The 19,866-nt window shown below is 68.9% G+C and carries 24 protein-coding genes; 17 read left to right on the top strand and 7 right to left on the bottom strand.

Translation table 11 applies throughout. The features are described from left to right. The first annotated feature begins 153 nt into the window (after positions 1 to 153). Entirely contained in the window at positions 154 to 1,038 is an 885-nt protein-coding gene (locus PcP3B5_RS16460; protein WP_061561884.1) for a Dyp-type peroxidase, read from the top strand. A gap of 11 nt (positions 1,039 to 1,049) precedes the next feature. Here the strand turns inward: PcP3B5_RS16460 and PcP3B5_RS32020 are convergent, their stop codons facing one another. After that, the gene (locus PcP3B5_RS32020; RefSeq protein ID WP_162839903.1) at positions 1,050 to 1,214 is read right to left on the bottom strand and encodes a hypothetical protein; all 165 of its coding nucleotides are present in this window, start codon (positions 1,212 to 1,214) and stop codon (positions 1,050 to 1,052) included. 190 nt (positions 1,215 to 1,404) lie between these two features. Here PcP3B5_RS32020 and PcP3B5_RS16455 point away from each other — a divergent pair, with 190 nt between their 5' ends. The 5 genes from PcP3B5_RS16455 (at position 1,405) to PcP3B5_RS16440 (ending at position 4,750) form a co-directional block, all read left to right on the top strand. Further along, on the top strand, positions 1,405 to 1,767 hold the full coding sequence (locus PcP3B5_RS16455) for a VOC family protein (protein WP_061561883.1): 363 nt from the start codon (positions 1,405 to 1,407) through the stop codon (positions 1,765 to 1,767). A gap of 186 nt (positions 1,768 to 1,953) precedes the next feature. Continuing rightward, the gene (locus PcP3B5_RS31840) at positions 1,954 to 2,115 is read left to right on the top strand and encodes a hypothetical protein (RefSeq protein WP_160336934.1); all 162 of its coding nucleotides are present in this window, start codon (positions 1,954 to 1,956) and stop codon (positions 2,113 to 2,115) included. 11 nt (positions 2,116 to 2,126) lie between these two features. After that, positions 2,127 to 3,641: a threonine ammonia-lyase, biosynthetic gene (gene ilvA / locus PcP3B5_RS16450; RefSeq protein ID WP_058491001.1), complete on the top strand. Its 1,515-nt coding sequence runs from the start codon at positions 2,127 to 2,129 to the stop codon at positions 3,639 to 3,641. Positions 3,642 to 3,762: 121 nt separating this feature from the next. Then, a complete protein-coding gene (locus PcP3B5_RS16445) occupies positions 3,763 to 4,161 on the top strand; it encodes a cupin domain-containing protein (protein WP_061561882.1) in 399 nt (132 codons plus the stop codon). 64 nt (positions 4,162 to 4,225) lie between these two features. Continuing rightward, positions 4,226 to 4,750, top strand: coding sequence for a thioredoxin family protein (locus PcP3B5_RS16440; protein WP_061561881.1), 525 nt, complete (start codon positions 4,226 to 4,228; stop codon positions 4,748 to 4,750). A 581-nt stretch (positions 4,751 to 5,331) separates the two neighbouring features. Here the strand turns inward: PcP3B5_RS16440 and PcP3B5_RS16435 are convergent. Continuing rightward, the gene (locus tag PcP3B5_RS16435; RefSeq protein ID WP_058071645.1) at positions 5,332 to 5,781 is read right to left on the bottom strand and encodes a GNAT family N-acetyltransferase; all 450 of its coding nucleotides are present in this window, start codon (positions 5,779 to 5,781) and stop codon (positions 5,332 to 5,334) included. 96 nt (positions 5,782 to 5,877) lie between these two features. Here PcP3B5_RS16435 and PcP3B5_RS16430 point away from each other — a divergent pair, with 96 nt between their 5' ends. The 4 genes from PcP3B5_RS16430 (at position 5,878) to PcP3B5_RS16415 (ending at position 9,294) form a co-directional block, all read left to right on the top strand. Continuing rightward, entirely contained in the window at positions 5,878 to 6,438 is a 561-nt protein-coding gene (locus tag PcP3B5_RS16430) for a GNAT family N-acetyltransferase (RefSeq protein ID WP_082656974.1), read from the top strand. 142 nt (positions 6,439 to 6,580) lie between these two features. Next, the gene (locus tag PcP3B5_RS16425; protein ID WP_058071680.1) at positions 6,581 to 7,009 is read left to right on the top strand and encodes a nuclear transport factor 2 family protein; all 429 of its coding nucleotides are present in this window, start codon (positions 6,581 to 6,583) and stop codon (positions 7,007 to 7,009) included. A 103-nt stretch (positions 7,010 to 7,112) separates the two neighbouring features. Then, a complete protein-coding gene (locus PcP3B5_RS16420) occupies positions 7,113 to 8,306 on the top strand; it encodes an MFS transporter (protein WP_009622404.1) in 1,194 nt (397 codons plus the stop codon). Between the two features lie 106 nt (positions 8,307 to 8,412). After that, positions 8,413 to 9,294 (top strand): helix-turn-helix domain-containing protein, encoded by an 882-nt coding sequence (locus tag PcP3B5_RS16415; RefSeq protein WP_009622402.1) that lies wholly within the window; start codon positions 8,413 to 8,415, stop codon positions 9,292 to 9,294. Positions 9,295 to 9,619: 325 nt separating this feature from the next. Here the strand turns inward: PcP3B5_RS16415 and PcP3B5_RS16410 are convergent, their stop codons facing one another. From PcP3B5_RS16410 to PcP3B5_RS16400, 3 genes are read right to left on the bottom strand one after another with little or no spacing between them, the layout of a single operon-like run. Further along, positions 9,620 to 10,915, bottom strand: coding sequence for an NAD(P)/FAD-dependent oxidoreductase (locus tag PcP3B5_RS16410; protein WP_061561880.1), 1,296 nt, complete (start codon positions 10,913 to 10,915; stop codon positions 9,620 to 9,622). Between the two features lie 14 nt (positions 10,916 to 10,929). Further along, a complete protein-coding gene (locus PcP3B5_RS16405) occupies positions 10,930 to 12,015 on the bottom strand; it encodes a polyamine ABC transporter substrate-binding protein (RefSeq protein WP_061561879.1) in 1,086 nt (361 codons plus the stop codon). A gap of 44 nt (positions 12,016 to 12,059) precedes the next feature. Continuing rightward, positions 12,060 to 13,418 (bottom strand): glutamine synthetase family protein, encoded by a 1,359-nt coding sequence (locus tag PcP3B5_RS16400; RefSeq protein WP_061561878.1) that lies wholly within the window; start codon positions 13,416 to 13,418, stop codon positions 12,060 to 12,062. 533 nt (positions 13,419 to 13,951) lie between these two features. On the opposite strand from PcP3B5_RS16400, the gene PcP3B5_RS16395 reads away from it, so the two are divergent. From PcP3B5_RS16395 to PcP3B5_RS16385, 3 genes are all read left to right on the top strand, one after another. Further along, complete coding sequence (locus PcP3B5_RS16395) at positions 13,952 to 14,221, top strand: hypothetical protein (RefSeq protein WP_051879039.1); 270 nt, start codon at positions 13,952 to 13,954, stop codon at positions 14,219 to 14,221. A 176-nt stretch (positions 14,222 to 14,397) separates the two neighbouring features. Then, positions 14,398 to 14,961 carry a GNAT family N-acetyltransferase gene (locus PcP3B5_RS16390; protein WP_061561877.1) on the top strand — a complete coding sequence of 188 codons (564 nt, stop codon included), beginning with the start codon at positions 14,398 to 14,400 and terminating at the stop codon, positions 14,959 to 14,961. 15 nt (positions 14,962 to 14,976) lie between these two features. Continuing rightward, positions 14,977 to 15,174 carry a hypothetical protein gene (locus PcP3B5_RS16385; RefSeq protein WP_009622391.1) on the top strand — a complete coding sequence of 66 codons (198 nt, stop codon included), beginning with the start codon at positions 14,977 to 14,979 and terminating at the stop codon, positions 15,172 to 15,174. Positions 15,175 to 15,253: 79 nt separating this feature from the next. Here the strand turns inward: PcP3B5_RS16385 and PcP3B5_RS16380 are convergent, their stop codons facing one another. Further along, a complete protein-coding gene (locus PcP3B5_RS16380) occupies positions 15,254 to 16,150 on the bottom strand; it encodes a universal stress protein (protein ID WP_043314536.1) in 897 nt (298 codons plus the stop codon). 106 nt (positions 16,151 to 16,256) lie between these two features. After that, entirely contained in the window at positions 16,257 to 16,958 is a 702-nt protein-coding gene (locus PcP3B5_RS16375) for a ferredoxin reductase domain-containing protein (RefSeq protein ID WP_145923910.1), read from the bottom strand. Positions 16,959 to 17,163: 205 nt separating this feature from the next. Here PcP3B5_RS16375 and PcP3B5_RS16370 point away from each other — a divergent pair, with 205 nt between their 5' ends. From PcP3B5_RS16370 to PcP3B5_RS16355, 4 genes are all read left to right on the top strand, one after another. Continuing rightward, a complete protein-coding gene (locus PcP3B5_RS16370; RefSeq protein ID WP_043271710.1) occupies positions 17,164 to 17,706 on the top strand; it encodes an Hsp20/alpha crystallin family protein in 543 nt (180 codons plus the stop codon). A gap of 111 nt (positions 17,707 to 17,817) precedes the next feature. Continuing rightward, entirely contained in the window at positions 17,818 to 18,570 is a 753-nt protein-coding gene (fnr, locus tag PcP3B5_RS16365; protein ID WP_061561876.1) for a fumarate/nitrate reduction transcriptional regulator Fnr, read from the top strand. Positions 18,571 to 18,713: 143 nt separating this feature from the next. After that, positions 18,714 to 19,178, top strand: coding sequence for a CBS domain-containing protein (locus PcP3B5_RS16360; protein ID WP_061561875.1), 465 nt, complete (start codon positions 18,714 to 18,716; stop codon positions 19,176 to 19,178). 14 nt (positions 19,179 to 19,192) lie between these two features. Beyond that, positions 19,193 to 19,864 (top strand): phosphoribosyltransferase, encoded by a 672-nt coding sequence (locus PcP3B5_RS16355; protein ID WP_061561874.1) that lies wholly within the window; start codon positions 19,193 to 19,195, stop codon positions 19,862 to 19,864. Positions 19,865 to 19,866 lie beyond the last annotated feature (2 nt).

Genomic DNA, 19,866 nt, shown 5'->3' with positions numbered 1-19,866 from the left:
CGAATGTGCGGCTCCGGGCTGACCTGCAAGGCGTTTCGTGACCGCTGCGTCCGGCCTGCCCGGCATGGGCAGAAGCGCCGCAGCGGGCGCCGCGCATTGACGCAGAGCCGCCGCCAGCCAGTAGAATCGCGCCTTTTCGCCCAAGGACGCCCCATGAGCCTCTACCAGCCCGGCATTCTCGCCACCCCGGTTCCCGCCCAGGCCCGCCACCTGTTCTTCGACCTGCAGGCCGCGGAACACCTGCCGGCCGCCCTCGACCGCCTGCTGCAGCTGGCCGACGGCGAGAGCGCGGTGGTCGGCTTCGGCGCATCGCTGGTGCGCGTGCTGGGCCGCCAGGTCGAGGGGCTGCGCGAGTTCCCGGCGCTATCCGGCGCCGGCGTCGACAACCCGTCCACCCAGCACGCCCTGTGGGTGTGGCTGCGCGGCGAGGACCGTGGCGATTTGCTGCTGCGCACCCATGCGCTGGAGCGCGAGCTGGCGCCGGCGTTGCAGCTGGTGGAGCAGGTCGAGGCCTTCCGCCACGGCGCCGGCCTGGACCTGACCGGCTACGAAGACGGCACCGAGAACCCGCAGGATGAAGACGCCGTGGATGCGGCGGTCGTCGCCGGTGCCGGCGCCGGCCTGGACGGCGGCAGTTTCGCCGCCATCCAGCAGTGGCGCCACCAGTTGCAGGCGTTCGCCGCGCTGCCCCAGGCCGAGCAGGACGACATCATCGGCCGGCGCAAGAGCGACAACGAGGAACTGGACGAGGCGCCCGAGTCCGCACACGTCAAGCGCACCGCCCAGGAGAGCTTCGAGCCCGAGGCCTTCGTGGTGCGCCGCTCGATGCCCTGGACCGCAGGCGCCGAGGCCGGGCTGATGTTCCTGGCCTTCGGCCGCAGCCTGGACGCCTTCGAGGCGCAGCTGCGGCGCATGAGCGGCCTGGACGACGGCATCGTCGACGCCCTGTACCGTTTCAGCCGCCCGCTGACCGGCGGCTACTACTGGTGCCCGCCGCGCCGCGACGGCCTGCTCGATGTGAGCGCGCTGCTCGGCTGAGGCGGGCGCTCTCAGCGGCTGAGGTGGATGCGCATCTGCGTATAGCCGTTGACGAAGCGCCCGGTGCTGCCGAAGGCCGCATAGCGGAAGGCCCGGTGCATGGCGGTGAGGCCGCTGCAATGCAGGTTGCGCAGCTTGCGGTAGGCGGCTTGGTAGTGGTGAAGGAAGTTCTGCACGAAGGACTTCTCCCTGTTCGCGGTTGGGCGATCCCTGCATCGAGCGGTATCGACAGTATGGCCAGGCCTGGGATTTCTGCCGGTTTGCCTGCATGGCGATGGGGCTGTTGCCGGCGATTTCCTGGCCTATCCTGGAAAGACCGTCGAAGATCGCTACTGTTCCCCGGCGAATTGAAAAATGGAGTAGGCCATGGCTGTCAGACGCCTGGTCGCCAACCTGGCCGTGGACGATCCGGCGGCGTTGGCGGCCTTCTACCGGCAGGTATTCGAGCTGGACCTGCTGATGGACCACGGCTGGATTCTCACCCTGGGCGGCGAGGGCCGCGCCCATGCGCAGTTCTCCCTGGCCAGCGAGGGCGGCGGGGGCGCCCCGGTGCCGGCGCTGTCGGTGGAGGTGGACGACCTGGAGGCCGTGTTGCAGCGGGCCCGCGAGGCCGGCGCGGCAATCCTCTTCGAGCCGCGGGACGAGCCCTGGGGCGTTCGCCGCTTCTTCCTGCGCGACCCGGCCGGGCACATCGTCAACGTCCTGGTCCACCTCGACGCCGACGCTTGACGGCCGCCCCCGGCTTCGCCTAAGTTGGCCGGCATGACCCGCACAACCCTGAACTTCGGCCGAATCATTATTACCGCCATTACGCAATTGGCGGGTTAGCCGACGTCCACCGAACCCGCCCTGGAGGCGGGTTTTTTCTGACTGTCTCCTGGGCACCGTGAAAAAGCCCAGCAGGAGACAGGCCCAATGAGCCCCCACCGCGTCACCCAGGCCATCGAACAGGCGGATCGGCTGATCAACGCCCGGCAGTTCGAGCCCCTCATGGATTTCTACACCGACGACGCCTACGGCACCGACCTGCTCGACAAGCTGCCTGCCGGCGGCCGAACCCGGGAGGCGCGCGTATGAGCCAGGACGCGCTGCTCAAGGAATACGTGCGCAAGATCCTCGCCGCGCCGGTCTACGACGTGGCCATCGAAACCCCGCTGCAAGCGGCCCGCCAGCTCTCCGAGCGCCTGGGCTGCCAGGTGCTGCTCAAGCGCGAGGACCTGCAGCCGGTGTTCTCCTTCAAGATCCGCGGCGCCTACAACAAGCTGGCGCAACTGAGCACCGCGGAGCGCTCGCGCGGGGTGATCGCCGCCTCCGCCGGCAACCACGCCCAGGGCCTGGCGCTGGCGGCGAAGGAACTGGGTGTGAGCGCGACCATCGTCATGCCGCGCACCACGCCGGAGCTGAAGGTGCAGGGCGTGCTGTCCCGCGGCGGCAAGGTGCTGCTGCACGGCGACGCCTTCCCCGAGGCCCTGGCCCACGCCCTGCAACTGGCCGAGGCCCACGGCTACACCTTCGTGCCGCCCTACGACGACCCGGACGTGATCGCAGGGCAAGGCACCGTGGCCATGGAAATCCTCCGCCAGCACCCCGGGCGCCTGGACGCCATCTTCGTGCCGGTGGGCGGCGGCAGCCTGGTCGCCGGCATCGCCGCCTACGTGAAATACCTGCGCCCGGAAGTGAAGGTCATCGGCGTCGAGCCGGACGACTCCAACTGCCTGCAGGCCGCCCTGGCCGCCGGCGAGCGCGTGGTGCTGAGCCAGGTCGGGCTGTTCGCCGACGGCGTGGCGGTGGCGCAGATAGGCGCGCACAACTTCGAAGTGTGCCGTCATCACGTGGACGAGGTGATCACCGTCAGCAGCGACGAAATCTGCGCGGCGATCAAGGACATCTACGACGACACCCGCTCCATCACCGAGCCCGCCGGGGCCCTGGCGGTGGCCGGCATCAAGAAGTACGTCGAGCGCGACGACGCGGCGGGGCAGACACTGGTGGCCATCGATTCGGGCGCCAACATCAACTTCGACCGCCTGCGCCACGTCGCCGAGCGCGCCGAACTGGGCGAGAAGCGCGAGGCCATCCTGGCGGTGACCATCCCCGAGCGCCCGGGCAGCTTCAAGGCCTTCTGCGAGGCGGTGGGCAAGCGCCAGATCACCGAGTTCAACTACCGCTACGACCGCAGCGAGGAAGCGCAGATCTTCGTCGGCATCCAGACCCACCCGCAGAACGATCCGCGCCCGGCGCTGGTGGAGCAACTGCGCGAGCGGGGCTTCCCGGTGCTGGACCTGACCGACAACGAGGCCGCCAAGCTGCACATCCGCCACATGGTCGGCGGCCGCGCGCCGCAGGTGGAGCAGGAGCGGCTGTTCCGCTTCGAATTCCCCGAGCGGCCGGGGGCGCTGTTCAACTTCCTCGAACGTCTCGGCGGGCGCTGGAACATCAGCCTGTTCCACTACCGCAACCACGGCGCCGCCGACGGCCGCGTGCTGGCCGGCCTGCAGGTGCCCGAGCACGAGCGCGGCGAACTGGGCGCGGTGCTCGACGCCATCGGCTACCGCTACTGGGACGAGAGCGAGAACCCGGCGTACCGGCTGTTCATCGGCTAGGGCAGGGCAGTGGACTGGCGAACTTCGCCGCGATTGGCTATTGGGCCCGCCCCGGGGCCGGCGTAGCTTGGGGGCAACCGCCCTTCAACCCGCTGGGCCCCCTGGCCCGAGGAGCCGTCCGATGTCCCTTCGCAATCTGCTGTTCGCCGGCCTGGCGCTGGCGCTGCCCGCACTGGCCCACGGGGCCGAGCACGAGAAGATCGCCACCCTGCAGGAACACGCGCTGCCCGACGCCCCCGGCAAGAAGGGCCTGCTGATCGAGGTCAGCTACAAGCCTGGCGAGGCCTCGGCGCCCCACGTCCACGCCGGCGCGGTGTTCGCCTACGTGCTGGAAGGCGCGGTGGTGTCGCAACTGCAGGGCCAGCCGCCGGTGACCTACAAGGCCGGCCAGTCCTGGTACGAGGCGGCCAACACGCCGCACCTGGTCTCGCGCAACGCCAGCGCGACGCAGCCGGCCAGGCTGCTGGTGTGGATGCTGCTGGACGAAAAGGCCCCGGTGCTGACGCCGCTGAAGCAGTGAGATTGCCGCCGCCGGCCATTTCTGCTGGGATGCCCCGATCGACCGACAAACGAGGGAGCCCGCAATGGCCAGCTACCAGGAACTCTTCGCCATCGGCGAAGGCTTCGACGCCTTCGTCGCCCGCGGCCTGCCGGCGGAAATCGCCGCGGTGCGCGCGGTGCAGCAAAGGCTCGAGGGGCCGGGCCTGATCAGCACCGCCACCCGTGAACGCCTGGCCGCGGTGCAAGGCCGCTACCACCTGCTGGTGGCCGGCGAGATGTGGTGCCCGGACTGCCAGCTCAACATCACCGCCCTGGACTGGCTGTGCCGCCAGCAGCCGCGCATCGACCTGGCGGTGATCTCCAAGGGGCGTGCCGAGGATGAACTGCAGCAGCGCCTGGGGTTGGAGCGCGTGGCCATTCCGCTGGTGACGGTGCTGGATGCCGGGTTCGAGGTGGTCGGGCGCTTCATCGAACGGCCGCAGGTGGTGGTGGCGGGGTGGGACGGGGTGAAGCCGGCGTATCGGGCGGGGGATTATCTGGAGAGTACGGTGCTCGATCTGGTGGCGGTGTTTGAGGGGGCGGAGGGGAGGGTGTTTGCTGGTGGGTGAGGTGTGTTGGGTTGACGCCGCTCCCTCTCCCCAGCCCTCTCCCTGAAGGGAGAGGGGGCTAGTCCGTGCCGAGAGAGGGCCTGGTTTCAGCCGGCAATCTCAGTGCTAGCCGGCTGACTCCAGAACACCAGCGTCTGCCCAACGGTCCCCTCTCCCTTCAGGGAGAGGGTTAGGGAGAGGGCGCTCTTCAGGCCACATACCGAACCTGGCCGGTAACTGCGGTGGTTCTGCTTGATCTGGTGGGGGCCAGTCCGTGCCGAGAGAGGGCCTGGTTTCAGCCGGAAACCTTCGGCGTTGCCGGCTAACTCCAGAACACCCAGTCCTGCCCAACGGTCCCCTCTCCCTTCAGGGAGAGGGTTAGGGAGAGGGCGCTCTTCAGGCCACATACCGAACCTGGCCGGTAACTGCGGTGGTTCTGCTTGATCTGGTGGGGGCTAGTCCATGCCGAGAGAAGGCCTGGTTTCAGCCGGCAATCTCAGTGCTAGCCGGCTGACTCCAGAACATCAGCGTCTGCCCAACGGTCCCCTCTCCCTTCAGGGCGGGGCGCGCAGCCGAGGGTTAGGGAGAGGGCGCTCCCCAGATCACACACCACAACCATCCGGCCCCACCAACCGCTTCTTCAGATAAAACCGCTGATGCCCCGGCGGGCAATCCTCCAGCACGCCCATCAGCTCGAACCCCTGCTTCTGATAGAACCCCGGCGCCTGGAAGCTGTAGGTATAAAGGAACACCCCCACACACCCTCGACGCCGCGCTTCCTCCTCGGCCAGCGCCAGCAACTGCGCCCCCAACCCCGCACCGCGCTGCCTCGCATCCAGCCACAGATAGTCCACGTACAACCAACCCATCCCCGAATGGCCGAACAACCCGCCCACCACCTGCCCCTCGGCATCACGGGCATACAGCTCGAAACCCTCGTAGCCATACGCCGTACCCATCCGCTCGACGTTGTAGGCACGCAGGCCTTCCTCCACGACGGCCCGGGCCTGGGGATCGGCGCCGGGGGTGAACTGGTAGCGGGCCTGCGACATGGCGCCTCCTGGGCGTGGGAAAGCGCCTAGTCTAGAGGTTAAGCGGGGCCCGTGTCCGGTGCCCCGCGCTGGCACCGGTACGCGCTTTGGTGAAGAATGCGCGCCCGCGCCAGACACCGAGCACCCCATGACCGCCACCCGCGAGCACCGCCCATGAGCACCACCACCGTCGAGCTGATGCGGACCGGCCCCGAGCACAGCGAGCTGATCCGCAACCTCTACCAGTTCTATGCCTACGAGTCCTCGGACTGGGAGCAGGAAGACGTCGAGGCCGACGGCCGCTTCTACATCCACGAGGAACACCTGGCGCGCTACTGGCAGGCGCCGCAGTGGAGCGCCGAGCTGGTGCTGGTGGACGGCTTCATCGCCGGCTTCGTGCTCATCGAACGCAGCGAGCTGCCGGGCATCGACGCCCTGGAGCTGGCCGACCTGTTCATCCTGAAGAAGTACCGCCGCCAGGGCATCGGCCGCGCCGTGGCGACCCAGGTGCTGACGCGCGGGGAGGGCGCCTGGCTGGTGCGCTTCTACCGCCAGGACGAGGCGGCACGGGCCTTCTGGCAGGCGGTGCTGGAGGTGCTGCCGCGGCCGGCGCTGCCCGTCGAGCCGGGCGACGACGAGCAACTGCTGAGCTACCTGGTGACGCCGGCCATCCACTGAGCCGCTGCGCGCGCGGGTCATAGGTCTGTCATTTGCGATCATTGAGCCGCGCCGGGGCCGGTCTTATGGTTCCTCTGACCACGGCGTCCGGCGCTGCCGGATGGCCCTGCATTACAAGAACGACGAGACAGAGGAACCGATGATGAGCGAATTGCAACTGCAACCCCGGGCTGCCGCCTCCCTCCAGCACTGGCACCGCATGATCGCGAAGCGCGACTTCGGCGCGCTGCCCGAGCTGCTGGCCGAGGACGTGGTGTTCCGCTCGCCCATGGCGCACACGCCCTACCCGGGCGCGAAGGTGGCGGCGACCATCCTCAACACCGTGCTGCAGGTCTTCGCCGACTTCACCTACCACCGCGAGCTGGCCAGCGCCGACGGCCTGAGCGTGGTGCTGGAGTTCAGCGCCAAGGTCAACGGCCGCGAGCTCAAGGGCATCGACATGATCCGCTTCGACGAACAGGGTCGCATCGTCGAGTTCGAAGTCATGGTGCGCCCCATGAGCGGCCTGCAGGCCTTGGGCGAGGAAATGGGCCGGCGCGTGGGCGCCTACCTGGCGACGGCCAAGGCCTGACCGGAAACCCCATCGGCCCGGAATACGCGCCGGGCCGAACCCCGGGTGCGGCGGCGCCCTGTGCTAGGCTGAGGCGGTTGTCCTTCCAGCCGAGTGAACACGGATGCTCGCTGCACTCAAGCGTTACCCGCGGTCGGTGAACCTGCTGTTCTGCGCCACCTTCGTCCTGACCCTGGGGCGAGCCATCAGCCTGCCGTTCCTGGTCGTCTACCTGTCCTCGGCCTTCGCCCTGCCGATCGCCCGCATCGGCGCCATCGTCGGCGGCGCGCTGATCGCCGGCTCCGTGCTGAGCCTGTACGGCGGCTACCTGACCGACCGCCTGTCCAGCCGCGGACTGATCCTGGGCTACACCGCGTGCTTCATCGCCGGCTTCGTCGGCATGTGCCTCACCGCCAACCTCTGGCTGTTCTTCGGCTTCCTGGTGGCCTTCAACTTCGCCTATTCGGCGGTGGACGTGGTGGTGAAGGCGAGCTTCGGCCGCCTGCTGCCGGCGCAGGAGCAGGGCCGCGCCTTCTCCATCCGCTACACCTTCATCAACATCGGCTACGCCGTCGGCCCCTTCCTCGGCGCCGGGCTGGCGCACTGGGCGCCGAAGCTGCCGTTCGTGGTTTCCGCGCTGCTCGGCGCCGGCTTCCTGCTGCTGTACCTGGGCTACGGCGAGCGCAGCCAGCGTCCGGCGCCGACGGGGCAGGCGCCGGTGTCCTTCCTGGCCCTGGGCCGCGTGCTGCTGGATGACCGGCGCCTGGTCTGCTTCACCTTGGGTGGGGTGCTCAGCGCGGTGGTGTTCGGCCAGTTCACCGCCTACCTCTCGCAATACCTGGTCACCACCCGCAGCGCCGAGGTGGCCTACCAGGTCATCAGCACCGTGGTGGCGGTCAACGCCCTGGTGGTGATCGCCCTGCAGTACCCGCTGGGCCGGCGCATCGACGAGAACCGCCTGGAGACCTGGCTGCTGGCCGGGCTGGCGCTGTTCCTGGCCGGGGTGATCGGCTTCGCGCTGTCCACTAGCGTGCTGCACTGGGTGTTGGCGATGACGGTGTTCACCCTGGGCGAGATCATCGTGTTCCCCGCCGAATACATGTTCATCGACCGCATCGCCCCGCCGCAGCTGCGCGGCATGTACTACGGTGCGCAGAACCTATCGAACCTCGGCGGCGCCCTGGGGCCGGTGCTCTGCGGCTGGGTGCTGGCGAGCCTGCCGGCGCACTGGATGTTCGTGATGCTGGGCGCCTTCGTCGTCGCCGGCGGGGTGTTCTACCGCCTGGGCGCGGCGCTGCCGGCCGCACGGCAGGCCTGAGTGCCGGAACCGCCGCCTTCCGGGCCCGCCGGCACGGGTTGCCGCTTGCACCACCTTCGCCGCCATTGATAGCCTTCGCGGCCTAAGAAGAACACAGGCCCCGGGTATGGTGATCAGGGTTGTCGAAGCGCAGGAAGTCGATCAGCAGCGGATAGCCATTCCGGGTTGGGAGCAGCAGTACACGCAGATGTCCGCCGGGCGCTTCGCCGGGCGCATCCTGCATGCCGAGGTCGAGGGCATCGAGCTCTACGAGGAGCAGATGAACCTGCGCGTGGAGCAGGAGTTCCACGCGCCGCCCGGCGCGCTGGTGTTCAGCTTCGACATGTCGGAGAACACCCTCTACCTGCTCGATGGCGAGACGCGCAACGCCTGGGTCACGCCGGAGAACTACCGCGAGGTGGCGGTGGTGATCAAGCAGGCGGGGCAGTGGGGCCAGGCGCTGGACGACTTCGCCGACCTGGTGCTGACGCCCCTGCGCTCCGACGGCTGCCGCTCGCTGGCGGCTTCGCTGAGCGACCTGCTCGCCGGCGCAGGCGCCGGGCGCCATCCGGTGGAGGCCCCCGGCGTGGCGCAGGCCATAGTCGCCAATTGCTTCTCCCTGCTCTGCGAGGCGCCAGCCGGCGACGAGCAGCGTTCGCGTTCCATCGTCCAGGCCAAGCGCGTGGTGCAGCGGGTCAAGGACGTGGTGAACGACTGCCCCGAAGAGAACTTCGCCATGGCCGAGCTGGCCGCGAAGGCGGGCGTCTCGCCGCGCACCCTGCAGCAGTCCTTCCTGCGTTACGCCGGCATGCCGCCCATCGTCTGGCTGCGCAACCGCCGCCTGAACGCCGCCCGCCGCGACCTGCTGGGCGCCGCCGAGTCGGGCATGACCGTCGCCGAGGTGGCGATGAAGTGGTCGTTCTGGCACCTGGGGCGCTTCTCCCAGTCCTACCATGCGCTGTTTGGTGAGTATCCCAAGGCTACTGTCAGGCAGGGGGCTCGGCCTTAGTGCCGTTAACTCCGGGCATTGGCGTTTCGGCCAGCGGCGGATAACCGCGAACGGTTATGCGCCCTACGGTGTTCGCCGGAAATACGGGGTGCGAGGATGGCGCCGGACTACCAGCGCACTCAGGACAGCCCCCTCTCCCGCTTGCGGGAGAGGGTTGGGGAGAGGGCGCTCTTGTGCCCAGCACCTACGCCACCGGGAAACACCGTTCGCGAGCAAGCTCGCTCCTACGAAAAGCTCTTCGCGCCACGCAAAGAAATGATGGGTATCGCTTCGCTCAACCCATCCTACGGGTGTTGTGTTTGCCGAAGAGCATTTCGGCGCGGCCTCAGCCCAGCTTCTCGCGTATCCGGTACCAGGCCATGCCCAGGGCCAGCAGCGGCGAGCGCAGCAGCTTGCCGCCGGGGAAGGTCAGGTGCGGCACCGCGCTGAACAGGTCCAGGCCCTGGCTGTGGCCGCTGTGGATGGCTTCCGCCAGCAGCTTCGCCGACCAGTGCGTGACGTTCAGCCCGTGGCCGGAGTAGCCCTGGGCGAAGAACACGTTCGGGTACGCCTTGAGCCGCCCCACCTGGGGGAAGCGGTTGGCGGTGATGCCGATCATGCCGCCCCACTGGTAGTCCAGCCTTACGTCCGCCAGTTGCGGGAACACCTTGAGCACCTTCGGCCGCATGTAGGCGCCGATGTCCTTCGGGTCGCGCCCGGAATAGTGGCAGGCGCCGCCGAACAGCAGGCGTCGGTCGGCCGTCAGGCGGTAGTAGTCCAGCCCCACCTTCTGGTCGCACAGCGCCATGTTCTGCGGAATCAGCTGCGCCGCCAGCGCCTCGGGCAGCGGCTCGCTGGCCACCACGTAGCTGCCGGCGGGCAGCACCTTGCCGGTCAGGCGCGGTTCCAGTTCCTCCAGGTGCGCGTTGCAGCCGAGCACCAGGTTGGCGGCCAGCACCCGGCCCCGCGCGCAGTGCACCACCACCTGGCGGCCATGCTCGATGCGCAGGGCGGGGCTGCGCTCGAATACCCTGGCGCCCAGGGCCGCCGCCGCTCGGGCCTCGGCGCGCACCAGGTCGAGCGGGTGCAGGTGCCCGGAACCCATGTCCACCAGGCCGCCGGCGTACTGGTCGCTGGCCACCACTTCGCGGATGCGCTCCGGCGCCACCAGATGCGTCTCGTGCGGGTAGCCCTGGGCGCTCAGCTGGGCGTGCTCCTCCACCAGGCCGGCATATTGCGCCGGGGTGTTGGCCAGCTCGCAGAAGCCCCAGCGCAGGTCGCATTCGATGGCCAGGCCGCGGATGCGCTGCGCCACCAGCTCCACCGACTCGCTGCCGGCCCGCTCCAGGTAGCGCACGCCTTCCTCGCCGACGTACTTGGCGAAGCCGCTGACGTCGTGGCCGATGCCGCGGATCAGCTGGCCGCCGTTGCGCCCGCTGGCGCCCCAGCCGATGCAGCGGGCCTCCAGCAGCACCACGCTGAGGCCGCGCTGGGCCAGCTCCAGCGCGGTGTTGACGCCGGTGAGCCCGCCGCCGACGACACAGACGTCCGCGCGAACCTCGCCCTCCAGCGCGGGGTAGGGCTGTTTGTCCCGGGCGCTGGCGGCGTAGTAGGACGCGACCTGCTCGTCGGTGTGGCTCATGGCTCGCTCTCGCTTCATTGGTTGAACTTGATCTTGCTCCAGCTGCGGGTCATCAGGCGCATGATCTTGGGCGGCGGCGCCTTGGAGATGTACAGCTTGTCCAGCACCTGCTGGCTCGGGTAGACCTCGGGGTCGTTCTGCATCTGGGCGGGCAGCAGCGCCTTGGCGTCGGCGTTGGCGCTGGGGTAGCCGACGTACTCGCTGATGCCGGCGATCACCTGCGGATCGAGAACATAGTTGATGAAGGCCAGGGCCTGCTCGGGGTGCGTCGCATCCGAGGGAATGGCCATCAGGTCGAACCACAGGTTTGCGCCTTCCTTGGGAATGGCGTAGGCGATCTCGATGCCGTTCTTCGCTTCCCGGGCCCGCGCGGCGGCCTGGAACACGTCGCCGGAGTAGCCGAAGGCCACGCAGATGTTGCCGTTGGCCAGGTCCGAGATGTACTTCGAGGAGTGGAAGTAGGTGACGTAGGGGCGCACCGCCGCCAGCTTGGCCTCGGCCTTCGGGTAGTCCGCCGGGTTGGTGCTGTTGGGATCCAGGCCCAGGTAGTTGAGCACCGAGGGGATCATCTCGTCGGGCGAGTCCATGAAGGCCACGCCGCAGGCGCTGAGCTTCTTGATGTTCTCCGGCTCGAACAGCACCGCCCAGGAATCGATGCGGTCGACGCCCAGCACCTGCTTGACCTTCGCCACGTTGTAGCCGATGCCGTTGGTGCCCCACAGGTAGGGCACCGAGTGCCTGTTGCCCGGGTCGTTCTGCTCCAGCAGCTTGAGCAGCTGCGGGTCCAGGTGCTTCCAGTTCGGCAGCTTGCTGCGGTCCAGCTCCAGGAACACCCCGGCCTGCACCTGGCGGGTGAGGAAGTGGTTGGAGGGCACCACCACGTCGTAGCCGGAGCGGCCGGCCAGCAGCTTGCCTTCCAGGGTTTCGTTGGAATCGAAGACGTCGTAGACCGGCTTGATGCCGGTGGCCTTCTGGAAGCCGCCGAGGGTGTCCGGGGCGATGTAGTCGGTCCAGTTGTACACGCTGACGGTCGGTTCGGCGTGGGCGCCCGCGGCCAGCGTGGCCAGGGCGAAGGGCGCAAGGTAGCGCAGCAGTCTCATGACGACTCCTGAATTGTTGTTGTGGTTGAGGCGAAAAGGGCGGATCAGACGCTCAGCAGCAGGAACTCGCGCTCCCAGGAACTGATCACCCGCTTGTAGTTCTCGTGCTCGGTGCGCTTCACCGCGACGTAGCCCTGCACGAACTTGCGGCCCAGGTATTCGCCGAGCACCTCGCAGTCTTCCATCTGCGCCAGGGCGTCCTCGATGGTGATCGGCAGGCGCAGGTTGCGGCGCTCGTAGGCGCGGCCCTGCACCGGGGCGCTGGGGTTCAGCCGCTCGACCATGCCCAGGTAGCCGCACAGCAGGCTGGCGGCCAGCGCCAGGTAGGGGTTGGCGTCGGCGCCGGGCAGGCGGTTCTCCACGCGCATGGCCGCGGGCGGGGCGGCCGGCACGCGCAGGCCCACGGTGCGGTTCTCTTCGCCCCACTCGACGTTCACCGGCGCGGAAGTGTCCGGCAGGAAGCGGCGGAAGGAGTTCACGTTCGGCGCGAACATCGGCAGCACTTTCGGGATGTACTTCTGCAGGCCGCCGATGAAGTGCAGGAACAGCTCGCTCATGGAGCCGTCCTCGTTGGCGAAGACGTTTTTGCCGGTGGCGATGTCCAGCACGCTCTGGTGGATGTGCATGGCGCTGCCCGGCTCGTCGGTGATCGGCTTGGCCATGAAGGTGGCGCTCACGTCGTGCTTGAGTGCGGCCTCGCGCATGGTGCGCTTGAACACGGTGATCTGGTCGGCCAGGTGCAGCGCGTCGCCGTGGCGGAAGTTGATCTCCATCTGCGCCGGGCCGTCCTCGTGGATCAGCGTGTCCAGGTCCAGGCCTTGCAGCTCGCACCAGTCGTAGACGTCTTCGAACAGCGGGTCGAACTCGTTGGCGGCGTCGATGGAGAAGCTCTGCCGGCCGCTCTCGGCGCGGCCCGAGCGGCCCACCGGGGCTTCCAGGGGGAAGTCCGGGTCGCTGCTGCGCTTGGTCAGGTAGAACTCCATCTCCGGCGCCACCACCGGGCTCCAGCCCTTGTCGGCGTACAGCTTCAGCACGCGCTTGAGCACGTTGCGCGGCGACAGCTCGATGGGGTTGCCGTATTTGTCGAAGGTGTCGTGGATGACCATCGCGGTCGGCTCCAGCGCCCAGGGCACCACGAAGATGGCGTCCGGGTCGGGCTTGCAGAGCATGTCGATGTCGGCCTCGTCCAGCAGGTCGTAATAGACGTCGTCGTCGACGAAATCGCCGGTGACGGTCTGCAGCAGCACACTTTCCGGGAGCCGCATGCCCCCTTCGCCGAGGAACTTGTTGGTGGGGGAAATCTTGCCGCGGGCGATGCCGGTCAGGTCGCTGACCACGCATTCGACTTCGGTGATTTTCTGTTGCTTCAGCCGTTGCTCCAGTTGCTCGGCGGGGGTGCTCATACAAGCCTCGGATGGTTCATGGGTTCTGGGTGGGGGCACCGGCAGCGTGGCGCTGCCTGGCCGCGGGGCTAGTTTCGTCCGCCGGGCGGGGGCGTTCTATCCACTTTCCGCACGCTTGAGGCCGCGGGGGGCGCAGGGCGGGGGACTTGTGGCGATTCTTCGGGCGGAATCAGGGGAAGTTTCCGTCGCGGCAACTGCCTTGAGCCCTTACAAGGCGCATCCGTAGATTCCGTCTGCCACGGTTCGCCCGTGGTGGGGCGTAGGAACCCCTGAACGACAACAGAGCACGGCGGCGCCATAGCCGCAGGGAAAGGCAGCTTCTTGTGTCTGACTCCCTGCGTTTCCATGGCGGGCCGTGCGAGGAGGCTTCGGCCTGCCGGTTTCTCTGTTGTCCGGTATTCCTACCCTGGCACGGTCCGCCTCTCCCTTCCAGGAGGCGGCTCCCATATCCCATAGAGGAGCAAGATGGAACATGCATCGCCTTGTCGTTCAGTCCAAGCAACACTCCCGCAGCACCCGCCAGGAGGTCCGTCATGGCTGACCTCGTTCCCCTCATCCCCCTCAGCCCGGCCACCGAGCCCCACGACGACGTGCTGTACGTCAACCCCAACGCCCCCGCCGACCACCTCCACGAAGCCGCCGTCCGCCGCCTGAGCGCGCTGGAAGACCTGCTGCACATGCTGGAGGACAGCGCCGACGAAATGCCCCTGACCCACCTCCAGGCCCGCATGGCTGCCGCGCTTGCGCCGCTGGCGGCGGAAGCGCGGCAGCTGTACGAGCTGGCGCAGGTCAAGCGGGGGTAATGCCCCGGCCCCGGGCGCGCCGGGGCCATGACGGGGCGGCGCTGGCGGCGTACCGTTCGACCGCCGGCAGCGTCGTCCTCCCCGTGATTTGATCGTGGTCAAACTTCCGTTCGCCCCGCGGCGTACAAGTGACCCGGCGGTTCCTTCCCACGCCGGCGCCACGCCAGGAGGTTTCCATGCCCACCACCCAGCCTTCACAGCCCACCACCGAAGCTCCCGACGAGCATTGGGTCGAGGCCCTGCCCGACGGCAGCCATGTTCTGATCCGGCCGTTGCGCGCGGAAGACCGCCAGCGCGAGGCGGACTTCATCGCCCGGCTGTCGCCAGAGGCGCGGCATTTCCGCTTCCTGTGCAGCATGCGCGAGGTCAGCCCGGCGCTGCTCGACCAGTTGATGACGGTGGACTTCCACGACAGCGCCGCCTACATCGCCCTGGTGCACCAGGGCGGCGAGCTGGTGGAAGTGGGTGTCAGCCGCTACGCCCGCGGCGCCGACGCCGGCCATTGCGAGTGCGCGGTGACGGTGGCCGATGACTGGCGGCACCGCGGCCTGGGGGTGGCCCTCATGCGCCACCTGATCGAAACCGCCCGGCGCAACGGCATGACGCAGATGTATTCGATCGATTCGGCAGCCAACGCGCCGATGCACGAGCTGGTGCGCTTCCTCGGCTTCAGCAGCCACCAGGACCCCGAAGACCCCACGCAGACCATCCATACCCTGCAGCTGCAACCGGCGACCTGAAGCGGGGAGGCTGCCATGCACATCCAACTGCTGTGCACCGGCGACGGGCGTTGCTACGTCCAGCTCGACCAGTTCCGCGTGCCTTTCCGCAACGCGGAGCAGGCCAACGCCTACCTCGAGCGCCTGCAGCAGCGCATCGCCGCGCCCCACGTGCTGGCCGAGGCGCAGCGCCGCGACGCCGACAAGCGCCAGGCCCAGCGCCGCGCGGGCTGAGCCTTCCACGGGCCGCGGTCACGGCCGGCGCGCCGTGGGCCTCCTGGCCGCCCACAAGGGGCGGCCGCTCACCGGCCGTTCAGGGGCGTATCGCCAGGATGCTGGAGTGAACCCGGTACAGCGCCTGCTCAGTGGTGCTGCCGACGATCTTCGCCAGCCCGGCGTGGTAGAGGGTGCCCATGACCACCACATCCATGCGGTAGTCGTCGACGAATTCGGCGATGACGCGGTTGGCCGCGCCCTTGATAAGGTGCAGGCACTTCTGCTCGATGCCGAAGCGCTCGCCCAGGCGCTGCATGCGCTCGGTGGCGCGGCCGCTCATCTGTTCCTGTATTTCGCTGGTCCAGGCCACCGGCCCCACGGCATAGGCGAGGAAGCTGCTGCTCAGGTCGTAGGCCTGCAGCAGGTGCAGCTCGGCGTCGCATTGCAGCGCGAGCTGCTGGGCCGATTCGACGATGCGTTCGTTCAGTTCGTCGACGCGGGTGTCGTCCTGGGACAGGTCCAGCGCCGCCACCACCTTGCGCGGCAGGGGATGCTCCGCGTGGCTGACCAGGTGCAGCGGTACCGCGCACTGGCGCAGCAGTTGCCAGTCCAGCGGCGTCATCAGCGCCCGGCTCACGGCCGTTTCGTAGTGGACGTCCTTGACCAGCAGGTCGAAGCCGCGTTCGCGCACCCGGCGCAGGACTTCCTGCAGCGGGTCGTCGCTCCACACCGCCTCGGCGCTGGCCTCGATGCCGCGCCCGCGCAGCAGCTCCACCTGGTCGTCGAGCCAGGCCTGGTGCCGCTCCTGGATGGTGTTGCGGGCGCGTTGCTGCAGGTCGTAGTCGAGGGTGTTCAGGGCTGGCGCCAGGCTGTCGATCATCAGCATGTGCAGGCTGGCGCCGGCGGAGCCGGCCAGGGCCTGGGCGCGGGCCATGGCGGCGGAATAGTGCTGGTGGGTGTCGCAGATCAGGAGCAGGCGCGAGTAGGCGTTCATGGCGGTCTCCGCAGCGGCGCCCGCGCCACGGGCGGCGCGGGCTGGGTGGCTGTGAGCCTGGGCCGGGGCGCGTGCGGGCACTTTGATGCGCATCAAGAACGATGCATCAAGAACGATAGTGGAGAGGGGGCGGCAGGCGGTCGAAGCGGACCACCGGTCCTTCGGCCGGGGGCGGCGACAGCAGGCGCTCGTTGCGCAGCCAGATGCTCGCCGCCGGCACCCCGCTGCGCAGGCACGCCTGGGCCGCGCTGCGGCCGAGAAAATCCGGGGTGGCGCAGAACACCACGTCGGGCAGCCGCTCCAGCAGCTGCCGGTGCAGGCGTTCCAGCAGGCAGGCGCCGTGGACCCTTTCGTCGAGCAGGCCCAGCGAGTGCAGCCAGCGCCGGCATTCCTCGGGCAGGCCCGCCAGGCTGGCGGCGTCGGCGATCAGGTCCAGGCGCAGCGCGGGCATCCAGCAGGCCAGTTCGTCTATCGCCGCCGCCACCGACAGCAGGCCGTTGCCGCTGGCCACCACCAGCAGCCGGCCGGCGCGCAGCGGCAGGGGCCAGCCGACGCCCAGGGGGCCGCGGTAGTCCAGCCAGCCGTCCGTGGCCGCGAACCGGCCGGGGTGGCTGGCGCTGACGATGAACGGCCCGTGGTGCTCCGGCAGGCTGATGTAGCTGCACGGCTGCAGGGCCCCGCCATGCACGCCCAGCAGGCAATACTGGCCGGGTATGACGGCGCTGCCCGCGTCGTCCTCCAGCAGCAGGCGCAGGCATTGCCCGGTGCCCGGCAGGCAAAGCACTTCCAGTAGCCGTACCCGTTCCATTGCGCGCCCCCTTGGCGAGGTCGACCAGACGCGTCGTTTCGGGTCAGGCTAGGCGCCGCGGGCCGGGCCGCCTTGACCGCCATCAAGTTCTGCGCCGCGGGGGCCGATGCCGGCGTTTTGACCGGGATCAAGGACAGCCGCCATGGCCGTCGCAGAATCGATTCGCCCCATTTCCGAGGCGGTTCATCCAGCGGAGGAATTCCCCATGTCCGACCCCGCAAAGCAAGTCCCCGTCACGCCGTCCCCCAGCCAACCGGCCAAGGCGCCAACCCCCGGCGCCAGCCCCTTCGATACGCTGCGACGGCAGATCGACAGCCTGTTCGACGACTTCGGCCGCACGCCGCTGCGCCTGCCCTTCGGCCATAGCGCCTTCGACGTGGAGCCGTTCTGGCGGCGCGAGCCGTTCAGCCGCGGCCTGCCCGCGGTGGACGTCAGCGAGCAGGCCGAGGAGTACCGCATCAGCGCCGAGCTGCCCGGCATGGATGAGAAGGACATCGAGGTGAAGCTGGCCAACGGCAACCTGGTCATCAAGGGCGAGAAGAAGGAAGAGAAGGACGAGAAGCGCAAGGAGTACCACCTGTCGGAACGCCACTACGGCAGCTTCGAGCGGGTGTTCCGGCTGCCCAAGGAAGTGGACGCGGAGAAGGTCCACGCGCAGTTCTCCAAGGGCGTGCTGCAAGTGCACCTGCCCAAGCGCGCCGAGGCGGTGCACCCGGAGAAGGTCATCCCGGTGAAGAACGGCGATTGATGCACTCGGGCGCGCCTGCTGGCGGCAGGCGCGCCCCTTCGTCGAGTGGCGTAGCGCGGCCAAGCGCAACGGCTATAGTGGGAAAATCCCCTTATTGCCGGAGGCGCCGCCATGTCCGACGCTTACCGCTCCCCGCCGCGCCCGCAGGTCAACTGCCAGGCGTGCTCGTTGAGCCGCCTGTGCCTGCCGGCGAGCCTCAGCGACGGCGAGGTCGAAGAGCTGGACCGTATCGTCCGGCGCAGCCGCCCCTTGCAAAAGGGTGAGTACCTGTTCCGCGCCGACGAGCCGATGCAGCACGTGTTCGCCGTGCGCTCCGGGGCGCTGAAGAGCTACCTGCTCGATGCCAACGGCGGCGAACAGGTGACCGGCTTCGTGCTGCCGGGCGAGATGCTGGGGCTGGACGCCATCGGCTCGCCGCGCTTCCCGGGCTATGCGGTGGCGCTGGAGGTTTCCATGGTGTGCAGCATCGGCCTGGAACAGCTGGAGGACCTGTCCGGGCGCATCCCCGGCCTGCGCCACCAACTGCTGCACATCCTCAGCCAGGGCATCCAGGGCGAGTACGCGCACATCCGTTGCAGCCGCGAGCGCGCCGAACAGCGCCTGGCCGGCTTCCTCCTCGGCCTGTCGGCCCGCTACCAGCAGCGCGGCCTGTCGCAGGACCGCTTCACCCTGCCGATGAGCCGCGGCGACATCGGCAACTACCTGGACCTCACCATGGAGACGGTCAGCCGGCTGTTCACCCGCTTCGTGCAGACCGGCCTGATCGACTGCCACGGGCGCGAGGTGCGCCTGCTCGACCGCCAGGGCCTGTGCCGGATGAGTGGCCTGGAGGCGCAGCCGGAGCGCGCGGCGGGGCGCCCGTAGGCGGCTCCCGGGCCGTTCATCCGCTGGCCGCGGCGCGGGCGCCGGGCGCGCCGCCAATCTGATCGAGATCAAAGTCGGGCCATATCGGCGCGCCCATCGTGCAAGGCGAGCGAATGTCCGCTTGCCCGCACAGGAGACGAGCCATGGCCATCGGCGAATACTGCAACCGCGACGTCGTCATCGCGGCGCCTACCGTATCCATCCTGACCGCCGCCCGGTTAATGAGCGAATACCACGTCGGCGACCTGGTGCTCGCCGAGCAGGTGGAGCGCGAGCGCTACCGGCCCGTGGGCATCATCACCGACCGCGACATCGTGCTGGAGGTGGTCGCCAACAACGAGCCGGAGCCGGGCAGCATCCAGGCCGGCGACATCCAGCTGCGCAACCTGATCACCGCGAAGGAAAGCGACGATGTGTTCGACGTCATCACCCGCATGCGCCAGGCCGGCGTGCGGCGGATGCCGGTGGTCGACGAGCAGGGGCTGCTGGTGGGCATCGTCTCGGCGGACGACCTGCTCGGCGTGCTGGCCGACAACCTGCGCGACCTCTCGCGCCTGGTGGGCTTCCAGAACCTGCGCGAAGAAGGCGAGCGTGAAGCCGACTACTAGGCGAGGTGGCTGCCATGCATGACGTGACGCTTCCCTTCGTCGACCGCGCCGCTGCCGGCAAGGCCCTGGCGCGGTTGCTGCCGGCGTACCGGGGCCGCCCCGGGGCGATAGTGCTGGCCCTGCCGCGCGGCGGGGTGCCGGTCGGCTATGAGGTGGCCAGCGAACTGGGCGTGGAGCTGGACCTGATGATCGTGCGCAAGCTCGGCGTGCCTTCGTACCCGGAGCTGGCCATGGGCGCCATCGCCAGCGGCGGTGTGCGGGTGCTGAATGACGACGTGCTGCGGATGCAGGGCGTCGACGCGCACGCCCTGGAGACGGTGGAGCGCAGGGAAAGCGCCGAGCTGCACCGGCGCGAGCGCGCCTACCGCGGGCAGCGGCCCATGCCGCAGCTGGCTGGCCGCCAGGTGATACTGGTCGACGACGGCCTGGCCACCGGCGCCACCATGCTGGCCGCCGTGCGCGCGGTACGCCAACTGGCGCCGGCGGCCATCGTCGTCGCCGTGCCGGTGGCGCCGGCGGAGGTGCTGGAAGAGCTGCGTAACGAGGTCGACGAGGTGGTCTGCCCGTTCACCCCGGAGCCGTTCAGCGCCATCGGCCGCTGGTACCTGGACTTCTCCCAGACCAGCGACGCCGAGGTGGTGGAACTGCTGCAACGGGCCTGGCGGCGGGAGGCGGGCGAAGCCTAGCC

The sequence above is a fragment of the Pseudomonas citronellolis genome (assembly GCF_001586155.1).
Taxonomy (GTDB): domain Bacteria; phylum Pseudomonadota; class Gammaproteobacteria; order Pseudomonadales; family Pseudomonadaceae; genus Pseudomonas; species Pseudomonas citronellolis.
The sequence above is the reverse complement of the archived record's forward strand: the minus strand, read 5'-3'. Positions and strand labels throughout refer to the sequence as shown.